We start from the raw sequence: 20172 nt of genomic DNA, 5'->3' as shown, positions 1-20172 counted from the left end.
AACGCAGCCTGAAGAGACTCCAGTACCGCCCTCACCTCATCGACGGATGCCTCGCCACCACCGGCCTGATCATGGATGGCTGACCACATCTCAGAGGCCTGCGCGAAGCCGGCTTCGCCGTCGACTTCGCCGGCGATCTCGCCGACGCCGACTTCAAGCTCGCGGTCAACACCTACGACTGCCTCATCGCCGACCGCATCCTGCCCGACGGCGACGCGCTCACCCTCCTCGCCGCCCAGCGCAGGCGGGGCTCCACCCTGCCGGTCCTCCTGCTCACAGCCCTGGACGCGGTCACCGACCGCGTGGCCGGCTTCGAGCACGGCGCCGACGACTACCTCGTCAAACCCTTCGCCTTCGCCGAACTCAGCGCCCGGGTGCGGACCCTGTGCCGTCGCGGCCAGCCCGCACGGCTGCCCGAGCTGCGGGTCGGCGACCTGGAACTCGACCTGCCGCGCCGCCGGGTACGGCGAGCGGGCGTGCTCCTCACCCTCACCGCGAAGGAGTTCTCCGTCCTGGAGGTCCTGATGCTGCGGGCCGGCGACGTGGTCACCCGCACCGACCTCATCGAACGCTGCTGGGACGAGCAGGCCGAACCGCTCTCCAACGTCGTCGACGTCCTCATAGGCCAACTGCGCCGCAAACTGGGCCCGCCCGAACTCATCCGGACGGTGCGCGGTGTCGGCTACCGCATCGACGACCAGGCCCCGGGCCTGTGACAACGCGCACTCCCGCCGTCGCACGCCTGCACCGCGCCCGCTGGGCGATGACCCTGCTGTTCGCCGCGACCACCGCCGCCTGCCTTCTGGTGCTCGCCGTCATCGCGGTGCGCACCGACGGCCGGTCCCGGACGGACGAACTCGACAACGGCGTCAGCCACCGGGCGGACGGGCTCGCCCGCACGATGTACTACGACGGCGGCGTCCTGCACCTCGACGCGCTGTCGGAGGACGACCTGGCCCGCAGCGCCGAGATGCTCGGCGTCCTCCAGGCACCCGAACACGCCCGGCCGCAGATCCGCTACGCCCGCGACTCCCCCACCGCCCTTCCCGGCCAGGCGGCGCTGGACGAGATCTGGCAGCAGGTCCAGCACGACCAGGAGACCGTCCTGGTCAGCGCCGACGTCGACGGCCGGGAATACCAGTGGGCCGCGGCCCCTGTCTGGGACAACGACAGGATCGGCGCCGCCGTCCTGGTCGGCGCCGACCCCGCCCGGAGCCTGGCCGCCCACACCCGACTGCTGCACTGGCTGGCCGCGGGCTGCGCGGCCCTGGTGCTGGCCGCCGCCGCGGTCGGCCACCTCCTGTCCGGGCGGGCCATGCGACCCGCCCTGCAGGGGCTCGAACAGCAGGAACAGTTCCTCGCCGAGGCGGCACACGAACTGCGCACCCCGCTGGCCACCCTGCGGCTGGTGGTCGAAGGCGGCAGCACCACGCCGACCCGGGCACCCGCAGCCCTGGACGAGGCCGTCCGACTGGTCGACCGCCTGGGCCGCCTGGTCACCGGCCTGCTGGCCCGCGCCCGCGTCGAAGCCGGCACCCAGGAAATCGAGCTGACCCCGCTACGGCTCGACCAGCTCGTCGAACAGACCGTCGAGGAACTCCCCGACCACACCGGCGTCACGCTGACCACCGAGGCCGCCATCGTCAACGGCGACCCCGAACTGCTCGCCCAGGCCGTCCGCAACCTCGTCGAGAACGCCCTGCGCCACGGCGGCGGCACCCCGGTCGACGTGAGCGTCACCCCGGGACGCATCACCGTCCGGGACCACGGCCCCGGCATCCCCGCCGAAGACCGCGCCCGGGTCTTCGAACGCCGCGTCACCGGACCCGCGAGCACCGGCACCGGCACCGGCCTCGCCATCGTCCGCTGGGTTGCCGAACTCCACGGCGGCACCGCCCAGCTCTCCCCGGCCCCCCGCGGCGGGACGCTGGCCGAGCTGCTGCTGCCCCAGCACACCGACACCTGAGCCGGCCCCACCCGGCCCGACCATCCCTACCGGTCGGCCAAGCGCCGAGGTCGGAGCGAGCAGGAACCACGTCGCCGGTGAAGCGGGCCGGTTCGAAGGCCCGCATCACCGGCGACGTGGCGTTCCCAGGCCTCGCCCATGGCCGGGAGGTCCTGCGCCGAGAAGGAGTCGAAGGAGCGCTCGACCAGTGTCCGGATGACCTGTTCGCGAGTCAGCGGCGTCCCGTCGAGCGTGCCGTCCGGTGTACCGGCGGGTGCCTGGAACATCTCCTCGCGGCTGACCCGCAGGCGGGCCTGGGCGACGAAGTTGCGGAACGGGATCGGGGCCGCCGCCCACGCAAAACGCTCGGCTGGGAAACCCCAGCCGAGCGCCTGCATAAACTGCTCGCCGCCTGATCAAACCGACCACGTGTTGCAACGATCCCTAGAAACCGCCGACAGTGGACGGGCCGTTCCCTGAGACATCCCAGGCGGGTTACAGCAACGGATCGGCTGATCAGCGGAGTGCCGTGCGGGCCAGGGAGCACAGCTCAGCCTGATCGTCCATCGCCTCCACCGGGACGCTGTAGTAGGAGTGCACCACCACCTCGCGGCCTGCGGCGTGGTAGGTGAACGGCTTGGATCCGGAATTCGCGTGGGAAGAGCGGGCCGCGCTGTCGACGCGGAGGTAGAGGGTGTCCATCACCATGGCGAACTGCCTGCCGTGGCTGCGCAGTGCCCAGCCACCGAAGTAGCGCTGGATGGTGACCTCGCCGAGCGGCGTCAGTTGATCGGCGACGTACTCGGCGAGGCTGCGAGATCCGCTCACGCGGGGAGGAAGAACCCGGTGATGTCGGCGAGTCGGCCGTCGCGGTGGAGCGCGGTGCTCACGCCCGCCATGGCGGGTTCGTCCTGCTCGCCGAGCTGGGTCCACCGTGCGAGCGAGCGGTCGTGGTGGTCGAGGACCTCGTCTATGCGGAACCGGTGCCCGGGGAAGGCTCCTGCGAATCCGGTCATGTAGGCGGCCAGCTCGGTCAGCCCGCTGACCTCCGTGCCCGGGTCCCGGTAGGCGACGTCTTCGACCGCGACCGTGCGAAGGGCGGCGAGCCGCTCGCCGGGGTCGGCCGACCAGCACGCGGCATAGTTCGTCCAGAGCTGCTGTGAGTCACTCATCGCTGTCCCTCTTTCATGGGGCCGATCGACGCGATCGCGCCATCGGTGATGGTGTGCAGTTTCGTGTGGGGCGTGCCGGCTCTGACCAGCACCAGGAGCCCCTGATAGAGCGCCAGCAGCCGGGCTGCCGACACCTCGACGTCCAGATCCGCCGACAGCAGGCCCAGGGCGCGGGCCCGCGTCAGCGCGTCGGCGAAGCCGGACTCGATCACGTCCAGCCCTCGGCGCACTCCGGCGGTGGCCTGTGGAACGGTGAAGGACTCCACGGCGGTGTTGGTGAGCAGACAGCCCGGATCGGGATCGAGGCCGGTCTCGAACGCCGAGGTGAAGAACGACCGGATGCCCGCCACGGGGTCAGTCGGTTCCAGGAGGTGGACCCGGACCCGGCCCTGCACCACCTGGTCGTTGTAGGCGTCCAGGGCAGCGCGGAACAGGCCGTCCTTGCTTTCGAAGACCCGGTACAGGCTGCCCGGGTGCAGCCCGGTCGCCTCCTCGATGTCCCGCAGCGAGGCGCCGAGGTAACCCCGGTGGCGGAACAGTCGCATGGCGGAGGCCAGTACCTCCGCCTGATCCCAGAGCTGTCTGCGGCCCACCGAAACCTCCGTAGTTGAACGACTGCTCACAAAAAATAGCACGCCGGCCCGACCAGTCGCTCCCGGGCAACTCCACCAGGCCCACCAACCGACCCCACGGAAGGTCGCCGACAGCGTTGTCCTCGGCAATCGGGACTGAGCACGCGACCCTGTACCTGGAGCTGCACCGGATCGAGGCCCTCGGTGTGGTGCGGGCCGCCGCGGCGCGGCCCGGCTCGGTCACCGAGCGGCTGCACTTCTACGCCGCCCCTACACCCAGGCCCACCGCACCGGAAAGGGCGGCGGCCTCGAGGAGGACGGCAAGGACATCGAGGTCCTCGAACTTCCCTTCGCCGGCGCCCTCGCCATGGTCCGCGACGGACGCATCACGGATGGCAAGACCATCCTGCCCCTGCAACGGGCCGCCCCGGACGGCCCCTTCGTCACCACGGCGGGCACCGGCTCACACCGCCGCCCCGGCCCTGGCGCTCCGCCAGGGCCGGGGCGGCGGTGGCGCTACGATACGCGCATGCATGCCATCAGTGCCGGTGTCCGCACGCTCATGAACGCAGTCGTCAACGGCGATCCGCTCTGGCCTGCGGTGACGCTCTTCCTGGTGTCCTTCCCGATCGCGATCGTCATTGGCGCGGTTCGCGCCTCCCGTAGGTAGCGCGGCACGCCTGCCACGCCCGTTCACCCGGGTCACGACGCCGCCGGTCCCGGGCACCCGGGGCCGGGTCGGCTCGCCGTCATGCTGCTCCAGCCGTTGCCGAGGAGATGTGAAGTCCACACCGTCGTTGCGGGACGGTATTCAGGGCGAGGTACCCGAGTGAGGCTGGCCTCATCGCCATGAATACGAAGGGCGAAATATGCCTTTTTTGGGGGGGAGTTGCGCGAGTTGCGCGACTGAAAGGGTTTTACGAAAACCGGCCCCCATCGTAGGCTCCACGATCATGAGCGATTCCCCCGCAAAGCGTCACTGGCGCATGTCGATATTCCTCTGGATCGGCTTGCCCTTCATAGCCTTCGTCGGCATTGCCAAGGCCGCGCCTGATCTCGTACCGGCCTGGAAGGCGCAGAGCGGCAGCGGAGTCGTCGGGACGTTCACTGCCGTCCGGGAGTCCTGCAGCCACGGGTCCTGCGACTTCTACGGCGGCTGGAAGGCGGCGGACGACGCTTCCACGCGCACGGACGTCCTCCTTTACGACGGACCGGATTCCATGCGGATCGGCGGGACGGCCGCAGCACTGGACTCCGGTGCCCCTGGCGGAGTCTTTTCAACGGGGGGCGGTTCTTCCTACCTGCTGGTGACGGCCTTTGCCGTTGGCGGTCTGGCGGCAGCAATTGCCTGGCCGGTGTTTCTCTGGCGCACCTGGCGCACCTGGCACTCTTCGCGCGGGCGCCGCACTTCGTCACCGGAGTCAGCTGAGGCAGCCGCCTGACGCGGCATCGAGAGAACGCGCCTCCGCAGTTCGCTGAACTGGGCCGAGTAGGAGCCTGGCACCGCCGCCCGGGCGGCGGTGCCGGCGGCGTCGGTGAAGGACGGCTCGCTCGTCAGTTGGTGATCGGCAAGCTCGTGGATGTTCACGAGAGTTGACGGTGGTGTCGCCTCGGGGCAGGCATATTCCGGTGCGTGACCTCCGGCTGGGTCTCAGACTGCGGACATGGATGAAACCACCAATCCCGCGGCCGTCGCGCCTGCGGAGCAGTCGAGTCAGTTACTGGGGTACCCACCTGGTGCGCGGCTGTTGATCGTCAACTGCGATGACTTCGGGATGTATCCGGCGATCAACGCGGCGGTGATCGAGTCGATCGAAGAGGGCATCGCGAGTTCGTGCAGCCTGATGGTCCCGTGTCCCGCGGCGCCGCAGGCCATGGAGATGCTCAGCCGACGCCCTCGGATCCCGTTCGGAATCCACCTCACCCTGGTGTGCGAGATGCCCGGCTTCCCGTGGGGGCCGCTGACCGCCAAGGAACGAGTCCCCTCACTGCTGGACCACGCAGGCGAGCTGTTCTCGCCGTCGCCCGCCGGACGGGCGGCCTTGCTCGGCCAGGCCCGACTCGATGAGATCGAACTCGAGTTCCGCGCCCAGATCAACGCCGTCGCCGACGCCGGGCTCACGCCGACCCACCTGGACTTCCATTGCCTGGCCGATGGCGGCCGCGACGACATCCTCGACCTGACCGTCGTGCTGGCCGCGGAGTACGGCCTCGCGGTCCGGGTCTGGCTCGAACCAGGGCGCCGGACGATGCGCGAACGCGGGCTTCCGGTCACCGACAACGACTTCCTGGACAGCTTCTCCCTGAGCATCGAAGGAAAGACGGCCGGATTCGTTCGACTGCTGCGCGACCTGCCGGCTGGACTCAATGAGTGGGCGGTGCATCCCAGTCTGGGCGACGAGGAGTCGCAGGCCGTCGACGGTGGCCGGCCCGTGCGTCGGACGGACTACGAGTTCCTGACTTCGCAGCAAGCCCGTGATGTTCTCCACCAGGAGGACATAGCCGTGATCGACTATCGAACGGTCCAGCACGTCTGGTCCCGGGGCACGAGCTTCGGATGAGCGATCCGGCCCCTCACACGTGCGGTGACGGGCCGCTGATCGGCCGCGGTGGTCAGCCGGCCTTCGCCGGCGCGTGGCGAGGCACCGGCAGGCTGGGGAATTTCACCCCGGGGCCGGGCCGACGGCCGTCCCGCACTCCGGTCGACGGGTGTCCACGCCTCGGTCGGACCGGCCGGAGGACTTGATCACGACGGGCGGTCGGGGCCAGGATCTCCCCCGGTTGGATCACAACGGGGGGAGACGTGATGTCCGAGGACCGGTCGGTCAGTCGTGGGCTGAGACAGCGCCACATTGCCATGATCGCGCTGGGTGGTGCGATCGGAGCCGGGCTGTTCGTCGGCTCCGGCGTCGGGATCGCCGCGGCGGGGCCCGGGATCGTGGTGTCGTACGTGGTGGCCGGGGTGCTCACGGTGCTGGTCATGCGGATGCTCGGCGAGATGTCCGCCGCCCGCCCCGGCTCCGGGTCGTTCGCCGCGCACGCCACCCGCGCCTGGGGGCCGTGGGCCGGGCTGCTGGCCGGCTGGATGTACTGGGCGCTGCTGGTGGTGAGCGTGGCCGCGGAGGCGATCGGGGCGTCCCGGATCGTGGCGGGATGGCTGCCGCAGGTGCCGGCCTGGGTGTGGGTGGCGGCGTTCATGGCGCTGTTCACCGGGACGAATCTGGCGGGTGTGCGGCACTTCGGCGAGCTGGAGTTCTGGTTCGCCGGGGTGAAGGCGGCCTCGATCTGCGCGTTCATCCTGCTCGGCGCCGCCGCCGTGCTCACCGGCCGGACGCCGGCCGCGGAGAACCTGACCGCGCACGGCGGCCTGCTGCCGCACGGCTGGCACGGGGTCGCGGTGGGCACCATCGCGGCGGTGTTCGCGTACGGCGGGCTGGAGACGGTGACCATCGCCGCCGCCGAGTGCGAGGACCCGGTGGCCGCGGTGCGCCGGGCGGTGCGCACGGTGCTGTGGCGGGTGGCGCTGTTCTACATCGGCTCGATGGCGGTGATCGTCGCCGTGGTGCCGTGGGACGACCCGGCGGTCGCCGGCGGCCCGTACGCGGCGGCGATCGGCCGGATCGGGGTGCCGGGCGCGGCGCAGCTGATGAACGCCGTCGTGCTGGTGGCCCTGCTGTCAGCGATGAACGCCAACATCTACGGCTCCTCGCGGATGCTGCACGCCCTCGCCGCCCGCGGCGACGCCCCACGTCTGCTGACCCGCCGCGGCCGGTCGGCCGACCGCGGCGGCGACGGCTCGGCCGACGCGGCCGGCACCTCGGCTGCCCCGACCGGCACCGGCCGCGCCGTGCTCGCCTCGGCCGCGTTCGGCTTCGCGTCGGTGGTGCTCAGCCTGCTGTGGCCGCGGACCGTCTTCCCGTTCCTGCTGAACTCGATCGGGACGGCGATCCTGGTGGTCTGGATCCTGATCGCCGCCTCCCACCTGCGGCTGCACGGCCGGCCGCAGCGCACGGACGGGCCGCAGCAGGAGCACTGGCCGGAGCAGCAGCGCGGGCCGCAGCAGGCGGCCCCGATGCGGGGCTTCCCGTACCTGGGCTACCTGGCGCTGGCGGCGATGGCCGGGGTGCTGGTGTTCATGCTGGTGGACCCGGGCAGCCGCAGCCAGGTGCTCTGCACCGGCGCGTGGACGGCGGTGCTGCTGCTGGTGGCCGGGCTGCGGCGGCGCCGTCGCCGGCTGGCCGCCGGGCCCGCCGTCGCCGTGGTCACTGCTCCCGCGCGTACCGTGCCAGGAACAAGTCGACCCCGGAGCTGATCATCCGGTGCATCTCGGCCTCGTCCAGTTCGGCCTCCGGGCTGAACGTCCGCACCAGCTGCGGCACGCCCACCGTGCAGGCGACCAGCTGCTGCACGGCCAGCGCCGGGTCCTCCACGGCGAGCACGCCGCGGCGGTCCAGTTCGGCGAAGGCCTCGATCAGCGGGCCGTTGTTCATGTCGTAGCTGACCCGGTACCAGAGCTGGCCCAGCTGCGGGAAGCGGTCGATCTCGCCGATCACCAGCCGGCGCAGCGACATGATGTCGGGGCGCAGCAGGATGCGGGTCCAGTCGAGGGTGAGCGTGATCAGTGCGGAGCGCAGGTCGTCGGCCTCGGCGATGGTGGAGTTCCACGGCTTGAGGTCCTCGTAGGTGGTGGGCAGTATGCCGCCGATCACCGCGAGGAAGAGCCGTTCCTTGTTCCCGAAGTGCTTGTAGATGGTCGCCTTGGAGACACCGGAGCGCGCGGTGATGGCGTCCATCGAGGCGGCGGAGTAGCCCTCCTTCAGGAACTCGGCCAGGGCCGCGTCGATGATCGCCTGCCGGCGCCGCTGGGCGGCGTCGACCGGGCTCGGGATGATCGGGATGCCGAACTCGTCGGTCGGCTGGGGGCTGTCGGCGGCCATCGGGGTTCTCCTCGGGGTGCTCGGGGGGAGACGGTACGGACCAGCATAGGAAACTGAACGGTTCGGTCGGTACTCCTGGCGCCCGGCCCGGCGGCGACTCCGCCGGCACTCCGGCCGGTGTACGGGCGACCCGGCGGCACTCGGCGGCGCGTCCGGTCAGTGCACCAGCGAGGCGACGTACGGGCCCAGCCCGGCGATCCGCTCGCCGAACACCGCCAGCTGCGGGCCGAGCGCCGCCCCGAGCAGGAACACCAGGTTGAACAGCCCGATCGCCTCCGACCGCCGCTGCGGCGCCACGGCCTCGGCGGCGGCGCCGGTCAGGACGCCCTGGCCGCCCGCGGTGACGCAGGCGCTGGCCCCGGCGCCCAGCAGCACCAGCGGCGTCCAGGGGCCGAACGCGGCGAGCGCGAGTGCGGCGAACGAGACGCCGACAAGCAGTCCGGTGGTCCGCCGCAGGCCCAGCCGGGGCGCGGCGCGCACCAGCGACCAGGAGAGCAGCGCGCCGGTCAGGGTGGCGAGCGAGCCGACGGCGCCGGTCTGGACGGCGCTCCAGCCGGTCAGCGCGGCGGCCCGCCGGGGCGCGCCGTACACCAGGCCGAAGTTGACGGTCGCCAGGACCAGCATCACCGCCGCGACGGCCCGGAAGCGCGGCACCGCCAGGGCGTCCAGGCCGAGGAACGAGCGGCACGCCGCACCCGCGCCCGCGCCCCGCGCCGGCTCCACACCCACACCCACACCCGCACCCATGCCCCGGGCCGCCTCCGCCTCCGCACCCGTGCCCGGCGCCGGCTCCGGTCCGGCGCACCCGCGCAGTGCGGCCGGCAGCACCGCGAAGGTCAGCACCGGCAGCAGCAGGCAGGCCCGCCAGCCCAGCCCGGCCGCCACCGCCGCGCCGATGAACAGCCCGGCAGTGCCGCCCGCCGCGCTGCCGATCGCGACGACCCCGGAGGTCCGTCCGTCCGGTTGGCGCGCGGCCAGCTGGAAGGCGGCCACGTTGAATCCGGCGGCGCCGACCGCCAGCAGAGCGCGCCCGGCGACCAGCGGGCCGAGGGCCGCCCCGGCGGCGAGCGTGACCAGCACGCCGAGCAGCAGCGCCCCCGCGGAGGCGAGCAGCAGCGCCCGGGGGCCGCGCCGCCCGGCAGTGCCGGTGAGCAGCGGGGTGCCGAGCATCATGCCGAGCCCGTAGCCGCTCATCAGCCAGGCGGCGGAGTCGGGGCTGGTGTGCAGCTCCCGCGCGATGGCGGGCAGGACGAGGCTCGGACTGGAGAGTCCGGCCGCTCCTGGGGCGGCGACCGCCGCGAGCAGCAAGCCGGTCCGGAGCGACCCCTGTACGCCCCGGCCGGCGCTGCCCGTCGGCGGCTGCGCCGAGCGCGTGCCCGCCCCTGCCGCCGTGTCCAGCACTCCCGGACTCACGCCGGGATCCTCCCGAACTTTCCGTTCGAGAAGTCGAGTTGGGCCTGCCGGAGCTCGGCCGCGGTGTTCATCACGAACGGGCCGCCGCGGGCCACCGGCTCGCCGATCGGCTCGCCGGCCAGGACCAGTACCTCGGCCGGGCCGTCCGGCGCGGCGACGGCGATCCGCTCGCCGTCGTGCGCCAGTACGGCGAGTTGGCCGTCCGCCAGCGGCGCGTCGGGCAGTTCGACGGCGCCGGAGAGCACGTAGACGGCGGCGTTGTGGCCGACCGGCACGGTGAATTCGGCCCGCCCGCCGGCGGCCAGCACGGCGTGCGCGAGCAGGACCGGCAGGTGCGTCTCGAAGGGTCCGGCCACGCCGTGGCTGCGGCCCGCGATCACCTTGACCCGGCTGCCGTCCTCGGTGTGCACCACCGGGATGGTGTCGGGCCCCTGGTTCTGGCTGCGGGCCGGGAGGTCCTTCAGCCGGGCGGGCAGGTTCACCCAGATCTGGAGCATGTGCTGGCGGCCGCCGTGGGCGAGCAGTTCGGCGGTCGGCTCGTTGGAGTGGACGATGCCGGCACCGGCGGTGAGCCACTCGACCTCGCCGGCGACGCTGGTGCCGCGCCGGCCGGTCGAGTCGGCCCAGTCCATCGAGCCCTCGATGAGGTAGGAGACCGCCTCGAACCCGCGGTGCGGGTGGGCGGGGGCACCCTTGGCCTCGCCGGGGGCCAGCAGCAGCGGACCGGTCTGGTCGACCATCAGGAACGGGTCGAGCATCGGGAGCTCGGCCACCGGGAACGGGCGGCGGACGGGGAAACCGGCGCCCTCGAAGGTGTGCACGGGATCGATGACGGTGGTGGTCGAACGGACGGTGGTGGTCGAACGGACGGGGGCGGCCTGGGCCGCGGCGAGCTGAGTCGTCGTCATGCCCCAACTGAACTACACGATCCAGTTCAGAGTCAAGACTGAACCGTCTGGTTGATCAATTGAACTGAACGGTTCAGATTCATCCGACCCCTCCCCCGGCGGCGTACCGATGGGACAACAGCGCCTCCTGGAGCGCTCGTCGGCTTCGACACCACTGGGAGTACCAAGAGGCCCTGCGCTCGTGCTCGGCAGCCGTCGCAGTCACCCGTCCGAGACCTCCGCTCGGCCGCCACCTCTCAGGATCGAAACGGCAACAGACACGCACTGTCGTGCTTCTCTCCCGTGGCCGCAGCATGTCGGCGACTTCGCCCGCAGCGGTCGGCATCGACGGGCGACGCACGCGAGTTCAGGGTCTGAGTTGCCGTCAGCACTGCTTCTGCGCACTCGCCGCCACGGGCCGGTCATGATCTTGCGGGGTGTAGTGTGTCGAGAGGTGCTGGTGCGGACTCCGTCGGGGTGGAGCGCACTGCAGATGGCGGTCGACTTGGGGGGTCAGGTGCCGGCGATTCAGCGGATCATGTCGCGCAACGCGCGCTTCCAGCAGTGGGAATCACTGCTCGGCAACCGCAACAAGCGGACGCGGGCGGGAGAGTTCCTGGTCCAGGGCGTACGTCCGATCTCCTTGGCGGTCCAGTACGGCTGGCCCGTCCGGGCGTTGATCTTCGACTGCAAGCGGAAGCTGTCCCGATGGGCGCAGGAACTGCTGCGGACGCTCGACGCCGAACAGATCGCCATGGCACCCGAGATGCTGGCGGATCTGGGGGAGAAGAACGAGAGCGCGCCGGAAATGGTCGCCGTGGTGGAGATGCCGGCCGACGATCTGAGTCGGCTGCGACGGGCCGGGAACAGCTTCCTGGGTGTCCTGTTCGACCGGCCGACCAGCCCCGGCAACATCGGCAGCATCATCCGGTCCGCGGACGCCTTCGGTGCGCACGGGCTCATCGTCTCGGGCCATGCCGCAGACGTATACGACCCCAGGGCGGTTCGGGCCAGTACGGGATCCCTGTTCGCACTGCCCGCCGTGCGCGTGCCGTCGCCCGACGACGTGATGGCCTGGGTCGGCGAGCAGCGGGCCGAGGGGCAGCCGATCGCCCTGGTCGGCACCGACGAGAAGGGTGACTGCGACGTCTTCGACTTCGACTTCACCCAGCCGGTGCTGCTGCTGATCGGCAACGAGACGTCAGGGCTGAGCAGCGCTTGGCGGGAGTTGTGCGACCACACGGTCAGCATTCCGATGAGCGGCTCGGCGAGCTCTCTGAACGCGGCGAACGCCGCGACCGCCGTGCTGTACGAGGCTTCGCGGCAGCGGCTCGCCGCCGTGAACCGCCCGGCCTGACCTATACCCCTCCCGGCCCCTTCGACCCGACCAAAGCGCTCCTCGAAGGGTCGGGTCGACTCACCGTCACCCCTCCTAGCGTTGGTGCTACGACCTGCGCCGCCCCGGTGTGTCCGAGGCGCAGGCCCGGTTGGACCAGCCACCCGAGGAGGAAGAGATGACCGTGAACGACACTGGCACGACAGGGGGCGATGCCGGCCTGGCGCCGCCCGACAGTGCGTTGGCCGGTTTCGTCGAGGCCACCGCGACCGGGTCCGGGATCCCCGGTGTCGCCGTGGCGGTGTGGGCGAACGGCCAGGAGACCTTCGCCTGCCACGGTGTGACGAGTGTCGACGACCCCCTGCCGGTCACCCGGGACACCGTGTTCGCCCTGGGGTCCGTGACGAAGACGTTCACCGCGACCGCCCTGATGTGGCTGGTCGAGGACGGGCTGGTCGACCTCGGCTCGCCGGTGCGCCGCTACGTGCCGCAGCTGCGGCTCGCCGACGAGCAGGCCGCCGTGCAGACGACCGTGTCGGACCTGCTCAACCACACGGCCGGACCGGACCGCGGCCCGGTCCTCGACACCGCGGAGGGCGACGACGCCCTGGCCGCCGAGGTGGCCCGGCGGATAGACCTGCCGCTCCTGGCAGCACCCGAGGAGCGGGCCTCCTGCAGTCAGGCCGGCTACAACCTGCTCGGACGGGTGATCGAGAAGGTCAGCGGGATGCCCTACGAGCAAGCCATCGCCGAGTTCGTCCTCGACCCCCTAGGACTCGAAGACTCCCTCTTCGCATCCGGCGACGTGCCGAGGTGGCGCTTCGCCGCCGGACACACAACAGACGCAGAAAGAAAGTCGGCGGTCTCGCGACGCCGGAACGGAACCCGCGCGAACAGCCCCGGAGGGGGCCTGTCCTCCTCGCCTGCCGACCTGTTGCGCTGGGCACGGTTCCATCTCGGCGACGGTCGGACGCAGCGTGGCGAACGCCTGCTCCCCGCCGACTCGCTGCGGCAGATGAGGGAACCACCCGGCACCGTGCGCTCCAGCGCACTCGCCGACGCGATCGGGACCTGCTGGGTCCTGCGCGATATCGATCAGGTACGCACCGTCTGGCAAGGCGGCTCGGCCTTCGGTCAGTTCGTCGAACTGCTCCTGGCGCCGGAACGCGACTTCGCCGTCGTGTCCGCCTCCAACGCCGGGCCGCAGGGCATCCCCGGCAGCCATGCCATCGTCCGATTCGCGCTCGAGCACTACGCGGGCCTGGTCGACCGTGACCCCGAGGACGAGCACGGCCGCGCCCCGGGCGTCGACCTCGCCGACCGGCACGTCGGCCGGGCACCGACATCCTGACCGGAACAAGCGGCGACCGGCCGGACACCCGGCCGGCTCCCGGACGTGGCCGAACGGGTCGGCGGTGCCATGCAGCGCCGGTCTGCGCGGCACCGGAAACCCACTAGCCGTCCACCGACTGCGATGGAAAGTAGCAGCATGCGAGATGTTCTGACGTCGGATCAGATCGACCGATTCGTTTCCGATGGCTTCATCCACCTCGAAGAGGCATTCTCCCGGTCGCTGGCCGATGAGTGCCGGGCGTTCCTGTGGCGCGAGACCGGTCTTGATCCGGACGATCCCGCCACCTGGACCCAACCGGTGGTCAGGCTGTGGGGATACGCGCAGGCGCCGTTCCAGCGCGCCGCGACCACCGAGCGCCTGCACGGTGCGTTCGACCAACTGGTCGGCCCGGGCCGCTGGTTGCCGCGTATCGGCCTGGGCACTTTTCCCATTCGCTTTCCGCACCCTGACGATCCCGGCGACACCGGGTGGCACATGGATGCCAGTTACACGCCAGAGGGGGAGACCGGCTACTGGCTCAACCTCCGCTCCCGTGAGCGGGCGTTGCTGATGCTGTTCCTGTTCTCGGACGTCGACGCCGACCACGGGCCGACCCGGATCAAGGTCGGCTCGCACCTGGACGTTCCCGCCTTCCTGGAGCCGGCGGGCGAACGCGGTATCGACGGGATGGAGCTCTGCCGGACCATGGACACCGCGGGCAAGCTTGATGCCCCTGACCGCCCGCCGGCGCTCGCCACCGGGCGAGCCGGAGACGTCTACCTCTGCCACCCGTTCCTGATCCACGCCGCCCAGCCCAACCGCGGCACCCAGGCGAGGTTCCTCGCTCAGCCTCCGCTGTACTCGGCCGCCCCGCTCGACCTCGACCGCACCGATGGCGCGTACACACCGGTCGAACGCGCGGTGCGGCTCGGACTGCGCCAGACCAGCGGCTCAACGACTCGGCAGGGGCAGCCACCCCTGGGCCGGCAATAGCCGCCGAACCACCGGCCACTGGTGGAGGCTGCCGGATTGCCTTCTTCCCAGGCGAGTTGGCCGATCGCCAGAACCAGGCAGGTACGTGTCACAGGGTCGTCCTCGCGAGTGAGGAGGGCAGGCAGGGCGGCCGGGGGTCTCCGGGTGGGGGCAGCGCGGCTGCCAGGGCGTAGGCGGTGGCCACCGCCCTGCCCCGCCCTGCCACCGCCCTGGCGGACGGTGCCCGAGCCGCTGCCAGCGGGATGCCAGCGCTCTGCCAGTGAGGTGCGGAACTGTCGGATGTGCCGGGCGGTACGCCGCGACACAGGAGCGCGCGACTGTCCGGCCCGTTGACGAAAGGGCACTCACGTGACTCGCACCTCCCCTCCCACCAGCCCCCCGGCAGACCCACGCCGGCCCAGGGCTTCCCGTGCTGCAGTCCGACGGTCGGTGGCCTCGTGGCGGCTCGGCGCGGGAGCCGCCGCGGCCGCGCTCCTGGCCGCGGTGTGTCCAGGGACCGCCGTGGCCGCGCCGGACACCGCCCCGGTACCGCGACTCGCCTGGGCGACGTGCACGGACGGCTTCGAGTGCGCGACCGCCCGCGTCCCGCTCGACCACCACGATCCGCGCGGCGCCGGGATCGACCTCGCCGTCATCCGGCACCCGGCTGGCGACCCGGCCCATCGGATCGGCTCGCTGTTCTACAACCCGGGAGGCCCTGCCGTGGCCGGCACCGTGGCTCTGCCCCTGATGCTCGGCCAGTTCCCCGAGGAGGTGCTCAAGCGCTTCGACATCGTCAGCTTCGACCCGCGCGGCACCGGCGGCAGCGCACCCGTCCAGTGCTTCGACGACCCGGCCGACGAGCAGGCCCTGCTGGCCGGCACGGCCGCCGGCTACCCCGAGGGCGCGGACCAACAGAACGCCTGGGCCGACGCCTACCAGCGCCTCGCCCGGCAGTGCGCGGCCCGCAACCCCGCCCTGCTGGCGCACATCTCCACCGCCAACGTGGCCCGCGACATGGACCTGCTCCGCCGGGCGGTCGGCGACCGGCAGCTCACCTACCTGGGCACCTCGTACGGCAGCTACCTCGGCGCCACCTACGCCAACCTGTTCCCCGGCCGGGTTCGCGCCATGGTCCTCGACAGCGCCCCGGACCCGGTGGCCTGGTCGACCGGCCACGGAAACCAGGCCACCACCACGGGCCCCCTGCTGCGCAACGGCAGCGACGTGGCCGCCGACCGCGTCCTCGACGCCTTCCTCGACCAGTGCGGCCAGGCCGGCCCCCGGACCTGCTCCTTCTCCGCCGGAACGGCTGCCGCCACCCGGGCCAGGTACGGCGAGCTGCTCCAGCGGCTGCGCACCCGGCCGGTCGCGGTCGGCGGCGTGACCTTCACCGCCGGCTCGGCCGTGGAGGCGACGATCCTCTCGCTCTACGCCGCCAACCCCGTCCCGAACCTGCCCGGCACGGGCTGGACCCGGCTCGGCGCAACCCTCCAGGCGCTGTGGGCCGCCACCGAGGCCCCGGCCCCGCCGGGCACCCCGCTGCCGCCCGTCCTCCACCGGTCGCCGGACCAGGCGCTCGCGGTGGCCTGTTCGGACAGTGCCTACCCGCCCGCCCGGGCCGACTACCCGGCCCTGGCCGCGTACGCCCGGGCCCGCTCCGGCGAGGCCGGCCCGTACTTCGCCTGGACCGACGAGCGCTGCGCCGACTGGCCCGCCCGGGACCGCGACCGCTACGACGGCCCCTGGAACCACCCGACCGCCCGGCCGATCCTGGTGGTCGCCAACACCGGCGACCCGGCCATGCCGTACGAAGGGTCCCACGCGATGGCCCGCTCGCTCGCCCGCGCGCAGCTGCTGACCGTCGACGGCTACGGCCACACCGTGCTGGCCAACCCCAGCGACTGCGCCGCCCGGCACGAGACCCGCTACCTGATCGACGGCGCCCTCCCCGCCTCCGGCACGGTCTGCGCACCCACCCAGCCGCCGTTCAGCGGCTGATCGCACATCCGCCCTGTCGCGCCACCCACCCAGGGTGGCGCGCCGGACGCGCTCCGGAGAGCCGGTCAGCCGGCCTCCAGGAGTAGCGACTCCGGTCGCGACAACGCCCGGCCGCATTCCCAGGCGGCCCGGAAACCGGACTCGCCGAGGGCCTCGGCGCAGCCGTCCAGGATGGCCCGCAGTTCCGGGTCGCCCACGTCATGGGCCCCGCGCAGGCCGTACGCCGCGCCCAGAGCCGCCGCACCGCGCGCCGCCTGGCCGAGCGCGAGGCAGTACTCGGCGTACCCCTCCAGGACGTCCGCCCGCACCGGCTGGTCGCCGCTGTCCGCGGCAAGTTCCAGGGCACGGCGGTGCAGCGGGTCGGCCGCGTCCGGCGCGCCGCGCCGCTGCTCGGTCCGGGCCAGGCCGGTGTGCAGCAGGGCCAGCAGGTGCAGCCGCGCCGGGGCACCGGGGCCGGTCGCGGGCAGCCGCTCCAGCCGCCGCAGTGTCTCCTGCTGGCGGTCCAGCGCCGTCGCCAAGTCGCCGGTGCGCCGGGCGAGTTCACCGAGCGCGTAGCCGACGGCGGCCTGCAGATGCCGGTCCCGGTCACGTTCGGCGGCGGCCAGCGCGCGCTCCAGGTCCACTCGGGCTGCGGCCGGTTCGCCGCAGCGCGCCCGCAGCCGGCCCGACAGCAGCAGCGACAGCGGCGCCTCGCCGGAACCCCCCATCTCGGCATCCCGTTCACCGGCCTCCGCCAGCGCCGCGAGCGCCTCCTCGGCCGCGCCGGTGACCGACAGCAGCGCGGCCAGAGTGACCAGCGCCAGGGCCAGGCCCCAGCGGTCGCCCAGGACACGGAATCCGTCCACGGCGGTCCGCAGACAGTGCTCGGCGCGCCCGATCCGGCCCGCGCCCAACTCGATCCGGCCCAGCACCAGATGGGCGGCGGCGCGTATCCACCGGTCCGGGTGCTCGCCGTACCGCTGCGCCGTGGCGCCCACTGCGTCCGGCGGCCCCGCCATGGCGAGCAGCAGTGCGGCGGCCAGGGCGACGGGGTGCTCGGCCCGCTGCGCCGCGACCAACGCCCCGCCCATCGCCTCCGGCGGGATCACGGTGTCGCCGGGCTCCCGGAACGGGGAGGTGAGCTGCGCCAGGATCACGCACAGGGCGTGTGCCTGCTCCAGACCGGGCGGCGCGCCGAAGCCGTGCGCAGCGAAGACGGCGGACGTCCACGCACCGGCCTCACGGCCCTGACCGCGCATCAGCCAGGGCCAGGCCCGGGCGGCCGTCAGCCGCAGGGCGTGTTCCGGCGGGCCGACAGCGACCGCCCGGCGCAGCGCCGCGTCCAGGTTGCCCTGTTCCGCGTCGAGCCGGGCCATCAGGGAGATCTGACGGTCCGTCCGGAGCAGGGGTTCGGCGTTCTCGGCGAGCTCGACGAAACGGCGCAGGTGGGCGGCGCCGGTCGGGCCGTCCTCGCCGGCCTCGACGAGCCGTTCTGCGGCGTACGCGCGGACCGTCTCCAGCAGCCGGTACCGCACCAGCCCCGGCTCCCGGTCGACGGCCGCGACCAGGGACATGTCGGTCAGGGACCTGTCGACCAGGGATCTGTCGACCAGGGACTTGTCGACCAGGGAGGACAGCAGGTCCTCGACGGCCGTCGGGTCGGGCGCCGGCCCGTGCGGCCAGTCGCCGGCGCAGACCAGGTGCGCGTCGGGGAGCGTCGCCCCGCCGGCGAACACCGAGAGCCGTCGCAGCAGGACGCGCTCGTCCTCGTCCAGCAGCTCCCAGCTCCAGTCGACGACGGCGCGCAGCGTGCGGTGCCGGTCGGGGCCGGTGCGGGAGCCCCGGTCCAGCAGCCGGAGCCGGTCGTGCAGCCGCGCCGCGACCTGACCGGGGTTCAGGGCGCGCAGCCGGGCCGCCGCCAGTTCGAGGGCCAGCGGCAGGCCGTCCAGCTCCCGGCAGATCCGGACGACCGGCTCGACGGTGTCGTGGTCCAGGGCGAATCCGGGACGGGCCGCGGCGGCCCGCTCGACGAAGAGGGCGACGGCCGGGTGTGCGAGCGCCTCCTGTGCGGTGGAGCCGGGTGCGGGTACGGCGAGCGGCGCCACCGGCCAGAGCACCTCGCCTGGGACACCGAGCGGTTCGCGGCTGGTGGCCAGCACGCTGAGCCGGGGCGCGGCGGCCAGCAGGCGGTGCGCCAGCAGGGCCGCATCCTCGATCAGGTGCTCGCAGTTGTCCAGGACGAGCAGGACGTCACGCCCCTCCAGGGCCCGGACGATCCGCTCGACGGGGTCCCCGGACTGATCGCCGGCGGGCAGGCCGCCCGCCAGCACCCCGGCCTCCGCCGGTCGACAGACGGCTGCCAGCACGACCCGGGCCACCGCGTCCGGGCCGTCGGCACCCGCGAGTTCGGCGAGCCGGACGTCCGTCGCGGGCGGCGCGGTCGCCACGGCCGCGACCGCCAGCCGGGTCTTGCCGACACCGCCCGGCCCGGTCAGGGTGACCAGGCGGGAGCAACGCAGGCGCTCCCGGACCGCCGTCAGTGCCTCGTCGCGGCCGATCAGAGCGGTGAGCCAGGTCGGCAGTGCCGCACGGCCGACGGGGTTCCCGGTGGAAACGGGGGCCGGCCTCGGCGGAGGCGACTGTGCGCCGGACAGTACCCGCAGGTGAGCATCCCGCAGTTCGGCGGACGGGTCGGCGCCCAGCTCCTCGGCCAGCGCCCGCCGGGTCCGTTCGAACACCTCCAGCGCCGCGGCCTGCTGTCCGTCCGCGTGGAGCGCGCGCATCAGCCTGACGGCGGCCCGCTCGCGCAGCGGGTGGGTGACGCAGAGCCCGGTGAGCTCGGCGACCAGCCGCGGCAGCGTGCCGACCTCGCCAAGGGCGAGCAGGGCGTCGGCCCGGTCCTCGACCGCCGACAGCCGCAGCTCCGCCAGCCGGGCCGCCGGCGCCGCGGTGAACCCGGCGCCCTCGCCGTCCGCGAACGGTGCCCCGCGCCACAGTTCCAGCGCCCCGCCCAACAGCGCGATCGCCTCGGTGAACCCGCCCGCCGCCAGCGCAGCCCGCCCCGCCGCCACCCGCTGCTCGAAGTCCCAGGCGTCCACGCTCGCCCGGGGCAGGTCGAGCAGGTACCCGGCGGGGTGCGAGCCGACCACGGACCGATCGGTCCCCAACACCCGACGGAGCCGGGAGACCAGGGACTGCAGGGCACCGGCCGGCTCCTCCGGCGGGGCGTCCCCCCAGAGGTCGTCCACCAGACGCTCCCGGGTGACCACGCGCCCTGGATCGAGCGTCAGCCGGAGCAGCAGCAGCCGAAGCCGCGCTCCGCCGATCTCGAGGGCCGTCCCGTCCTCACCCCGGACGACCTGTAGCGCCCCCAGAACGTTGATCCGCACCCGCCCACCCCTCGCTCAGCACCACCGACCAATCAAGATCATTATCCCGACGCCTGGGCGGCGCCGAGCGCGGGGCGCCAGGCAACCAGTCAGGATCACTTGACGGACGGTCAAAACCATGTGAGACGGGGCAGCTGACACCAGGGAGCTGACGATTAATAACTTACGGACCTGATGACGTACTTGGGGTCGTAGGATCTCGGCGTGACGGAGGAGACCGAGACCGTGCTCGGGGA

Annotated in this window: 18 protein-coding genes and 1 pseudogene; 11 read left to right on the top strand and 8 right to left on the bottom strand. The window is 72.7% G+C overall.

Going from position 1 to position 20172, the window contains the following annotated elements:
• The first annotated feature begins 98 nt into the window (after positions 1 to 98).
• Together ACZ51D_RS42410 and ACZ51D_RS42405 are read left to right on the top strand one after the other, a co-directional pair.
• A complete protein-coding gene (locus ACZ51D_RS42410) occupies positions 99 to 716 on the top strand; it encodes a winged helix-turn-helix domain-containing protein (protein WP_465624002.1) in 618 nt (205 codons plus the stop codon).
• Complete coding sequence (locus ACZ51D_RS42405) at positions 713 to 1966, top strand: sensor histidine kinase (protein WP_465623842.1); 1254 nt, start codon at positions 713 to 715, stop codon at positions 1964 to 1966. The genes ACZ51D_RS42410 and ACZ51D_RS42405 overlap by 4 nt, the downstream gene beginning before the upstream one ends.
• A 26-nt stretch (positions 1967 to 1992) precedes the next feature.
• On the opposite strand, the gene ACZ51D_RS42400 is transcribed toward ACZ51D_RS42405, so the two are convergent.
• The 4 genes from ACZ51D_RS42400 to ACZ51D_RS42385 all read right to left on the bottom strand — a co-directional run bounded on the left by ACZ51D_RS42400 (position 1993) and on the right by ACZ51D_RS42385 (position 3710).
• The gene (locus tag ACZ51D_RS42400; protein WP_465623843.1) at positions 1993 to 2343 is read right to left on the bottom strand and encodes a hypothetical protein; all 351 of its coding nucleotides are present in this window, start codon (positions 2341 to 2343) and stop codon (positions 1993 to 1995) included.
• Between the two features lie 118 nt (positions 2344 to 2461).
• Positions 2462 to 2773, bottom strand: a complete 312-nt coding sequence (locus tag ACZ51D_RS42395; RefSeq protein WP_465623845.1) for a TfoX/Sxy family protein — start codon at positions 2771 to 2773, stop codon at positions 2462 to 2464.
• Positions 2770 to 3117 carry a nuclear transport factor 2 family protein gene (locus ACZ51D_RS42390; RefSeq protein ID WP_465623846.1) on the bottom strand — a complete coding sequence of 116 codons (348 nt, stop codon included), beginning with the start codon at positions 3115 to 3117 and terminating at the stop codon, positions 2770 to 2772. The genes ACZ51D_RS42395 and ACZ51D_RS42390 overlap by 4 nt, the downstream gene beginning before the upstream one ends.
• The gene (locus ACZ51D_RS42385; RefSeq protein WP_360502583.1) at positions 3114 to 3710 is read right to left on the bottom strand and encodes a TetR/AcrR family transcriptional regulator; all 597 of its coding nucleotides are present in this window, start codon (positions 3708 to 3710) and stop codon (positions 3114 to 3116) included. The genes ACZ51D_RS42390 and ACZ51D_RS42385 overlap by 4 nt, the downstream gene beginning before the upstream one ends.
• Before the next feature lie 203 nt (positions 3711 to 3913).
• On the opposite strand from ACZ51D_RS42385, the pseudogene ACZ51D_RS42380 reads away from it, so the two are divergent.
• The 5 genes and pseudogenes from ACZ51D_RS42380 to ACZ51D_RS42360 all read left to right on the top strand — a co-directional run.
• Positions 3914 to 4149: pseudogene (locus ACZ51D_RS42380) on the top strand (NUDIX hydrolase); the annotation flags it as partial.
• A gap of 69 nt (positions 4150 to 4218) precedes the next feature.
• Entirely contained in the window at positions 4219 to 4359 is a 141-nt protein-coding gene (locus ACZ51D_RS42375) for a hypothetical protein (RefSeq protein WP_465624007.1), read from the top strand.
• A 283-nt stretch (positions 4360 to 4642) separates the two neighbouring features.
• Positions 4643 to 5131: a hypothetical protein gene (locus tag ACZ51D_RS42370; RefSeq protein ID WP_465665649.1), complete on the top strand. Its 489-nt coding sequence runs from the start codon at positions 4643 to 4645 to the stop codon at positions 5129 to 5131.
• 222 nt (positions 5132 to 5353) lie between these two features.
• On the top strand, positions 5354 to 6250 hold the full coding sequence (locus ACZ51D_RS42365; RefSeq protein ID WP_465623849.1) for a polysaccharide deacetylase family protein: 897 nt from the start codon (positions 5354 to 5356) through the stop codon (positions 6248 to 6250).
• A 245-nt stretch (positions 6251 to 6495) separates the two neighbouring features.
• The gene (locus ACZ51D_RS42360) at positions 6496 to 8001 is read left to right on the top strand and encodes an amino acid permease (RefSeq protein ID WP_465623850.1); all 1506 of its coding nucleotides are present in this window, start codon (positions 6496 to 6498) and stop codon (positions 7999 to 8001) included.
• On the opposite strand, the gene ACZ51D_RS42355 is transcribed toward ACZ51D_RS42360, so the two are convergent.
• From ACZ51D_RS42355 to ACZ51D_RS42345, 3 genes are all read right to left on the bottom strand, one after another.
• Complete coding sequence (locus ACZ51D_RS42355; RefSeq protein ID WP_465623852.1) at positions 7952 to 8626, bottom strand: TetR/AcrR family transcriptional regulator; 675 nt, start codon at positions 8624 to 8626, stop codon at positions 7952 to 7954. The two genes, ACZ51D_RS42360 and ACZ51D_RS42355, sit on opposite strands and share 50 nt — an antisense overlap.
• A 156-nt stretch (positions 8627 to 8782) precedes the next feature.
• Positions 8783 to 10039 (bottom strand): MFS transporter, encoded by a 1257-nt coding sequence (locus tag ACZ51D_RS42350; RefSeq protein WP_465623853.1) that lies wholly within the window; start codon positions 10037 to 10039, stop codon positions 8783 to 8785.
• Entirely contained in the window at positions 10036 to 10947 is a 912-nt protein-coding gene (locus ACZ51D_RS42345) for a pirin family protein (protein WP_465623855.1), read from the bottom strand. Before ACZ51D_RS42345 ends, ACZ51D_RS42350 begins: the two co-directional genes overlap by 4 nt.
• Positions 10948 to 11443: 496 nt before the next feature.
• On the opposite strand from ACZ51D_RS42345, the gene ACZ51D_RS42340 reads away from it, so the two are divergent.
• The 4 genes from ACZ51D_RS42340 to ACZ51D_RS42325 all read left to right on the top strand — a co-directional run bounded on the left by ACZ51D_RS42340 (position 11444) and on the right by ACZ51D_RS42325 (position 16568).
• Entirely contained in the window at positions 11444 to 12283 is an 840-nt protein-coding gene (locus tag ACZ51D_RS42340) for a TrmH family RNA methyltransferase (protein WP_465623856.1), read from the top strand.
• A gap of 157 nt (positions 12284 to 12440) precedes the next feature.
• Positions 12441 to 13613, top strand: a complete 1173-nt coding sequence (locus ACZ51D_RS42335; RefSeq protein WP_465623858.1) for a serine hydrolase domain-containing protein — start codon at positions 12441 to 12443, stop codon at positions 13611 to 13613.
• 138 nt (positions 13614 to 13751) lie between these two features.
• Complete coding sequence (locus ACZ51D_RS42330) at positions 13752 to 14588, top strand: phytanoyl-CoA dioxygenase family protein (protein ID WP_465623859.1); 837 nt, start codon at positions 13752 to 13754, stop codon at positions 14586 to 14588.
• Positions 14589 to 15089: 501 nt separating this feature from the next.
• Complete coding sequence (locus ACZ51D_RS42325) at positions 15090 to 16568, top strand: alpha/beta hydrolase (protein WP_465623860.1); 1479 nt, start codon at positions 15090 to 15092, stop codon at positions 16566 to 16568.
• Positions 16569 to 16633: 65 nt separating this feature from the next.
• Here the strand turns inward: ACZ51D_RS42325 and ACZ51D_RS42320 are convergent, their stop codons facing one another.
• Positions 16634 to 19936 carry an AfsR/SARP family transcriptional regulator gene (locus ACZ51D_RS42320; RefSeq protein WP_465665647.1) on the bottom strand — a complete coding sequence of 1101 codons (3303 nt, stop codon included), beginning with the start codon at positions 19934 to 19936 and terminating at the stop codon, positions 16634 to 16636.
• Between the last annotated feature and the right edge of the window lie 236 nt (positions 19937 to 20172).

The organism is Kitasatospora sp. NPDC033851 (assembly GCF_055576085.1).
Note: the sequence above shows the minus strand (reverse complement) of the source record. Positions and strands in the feature narration are given on the sequence as shown.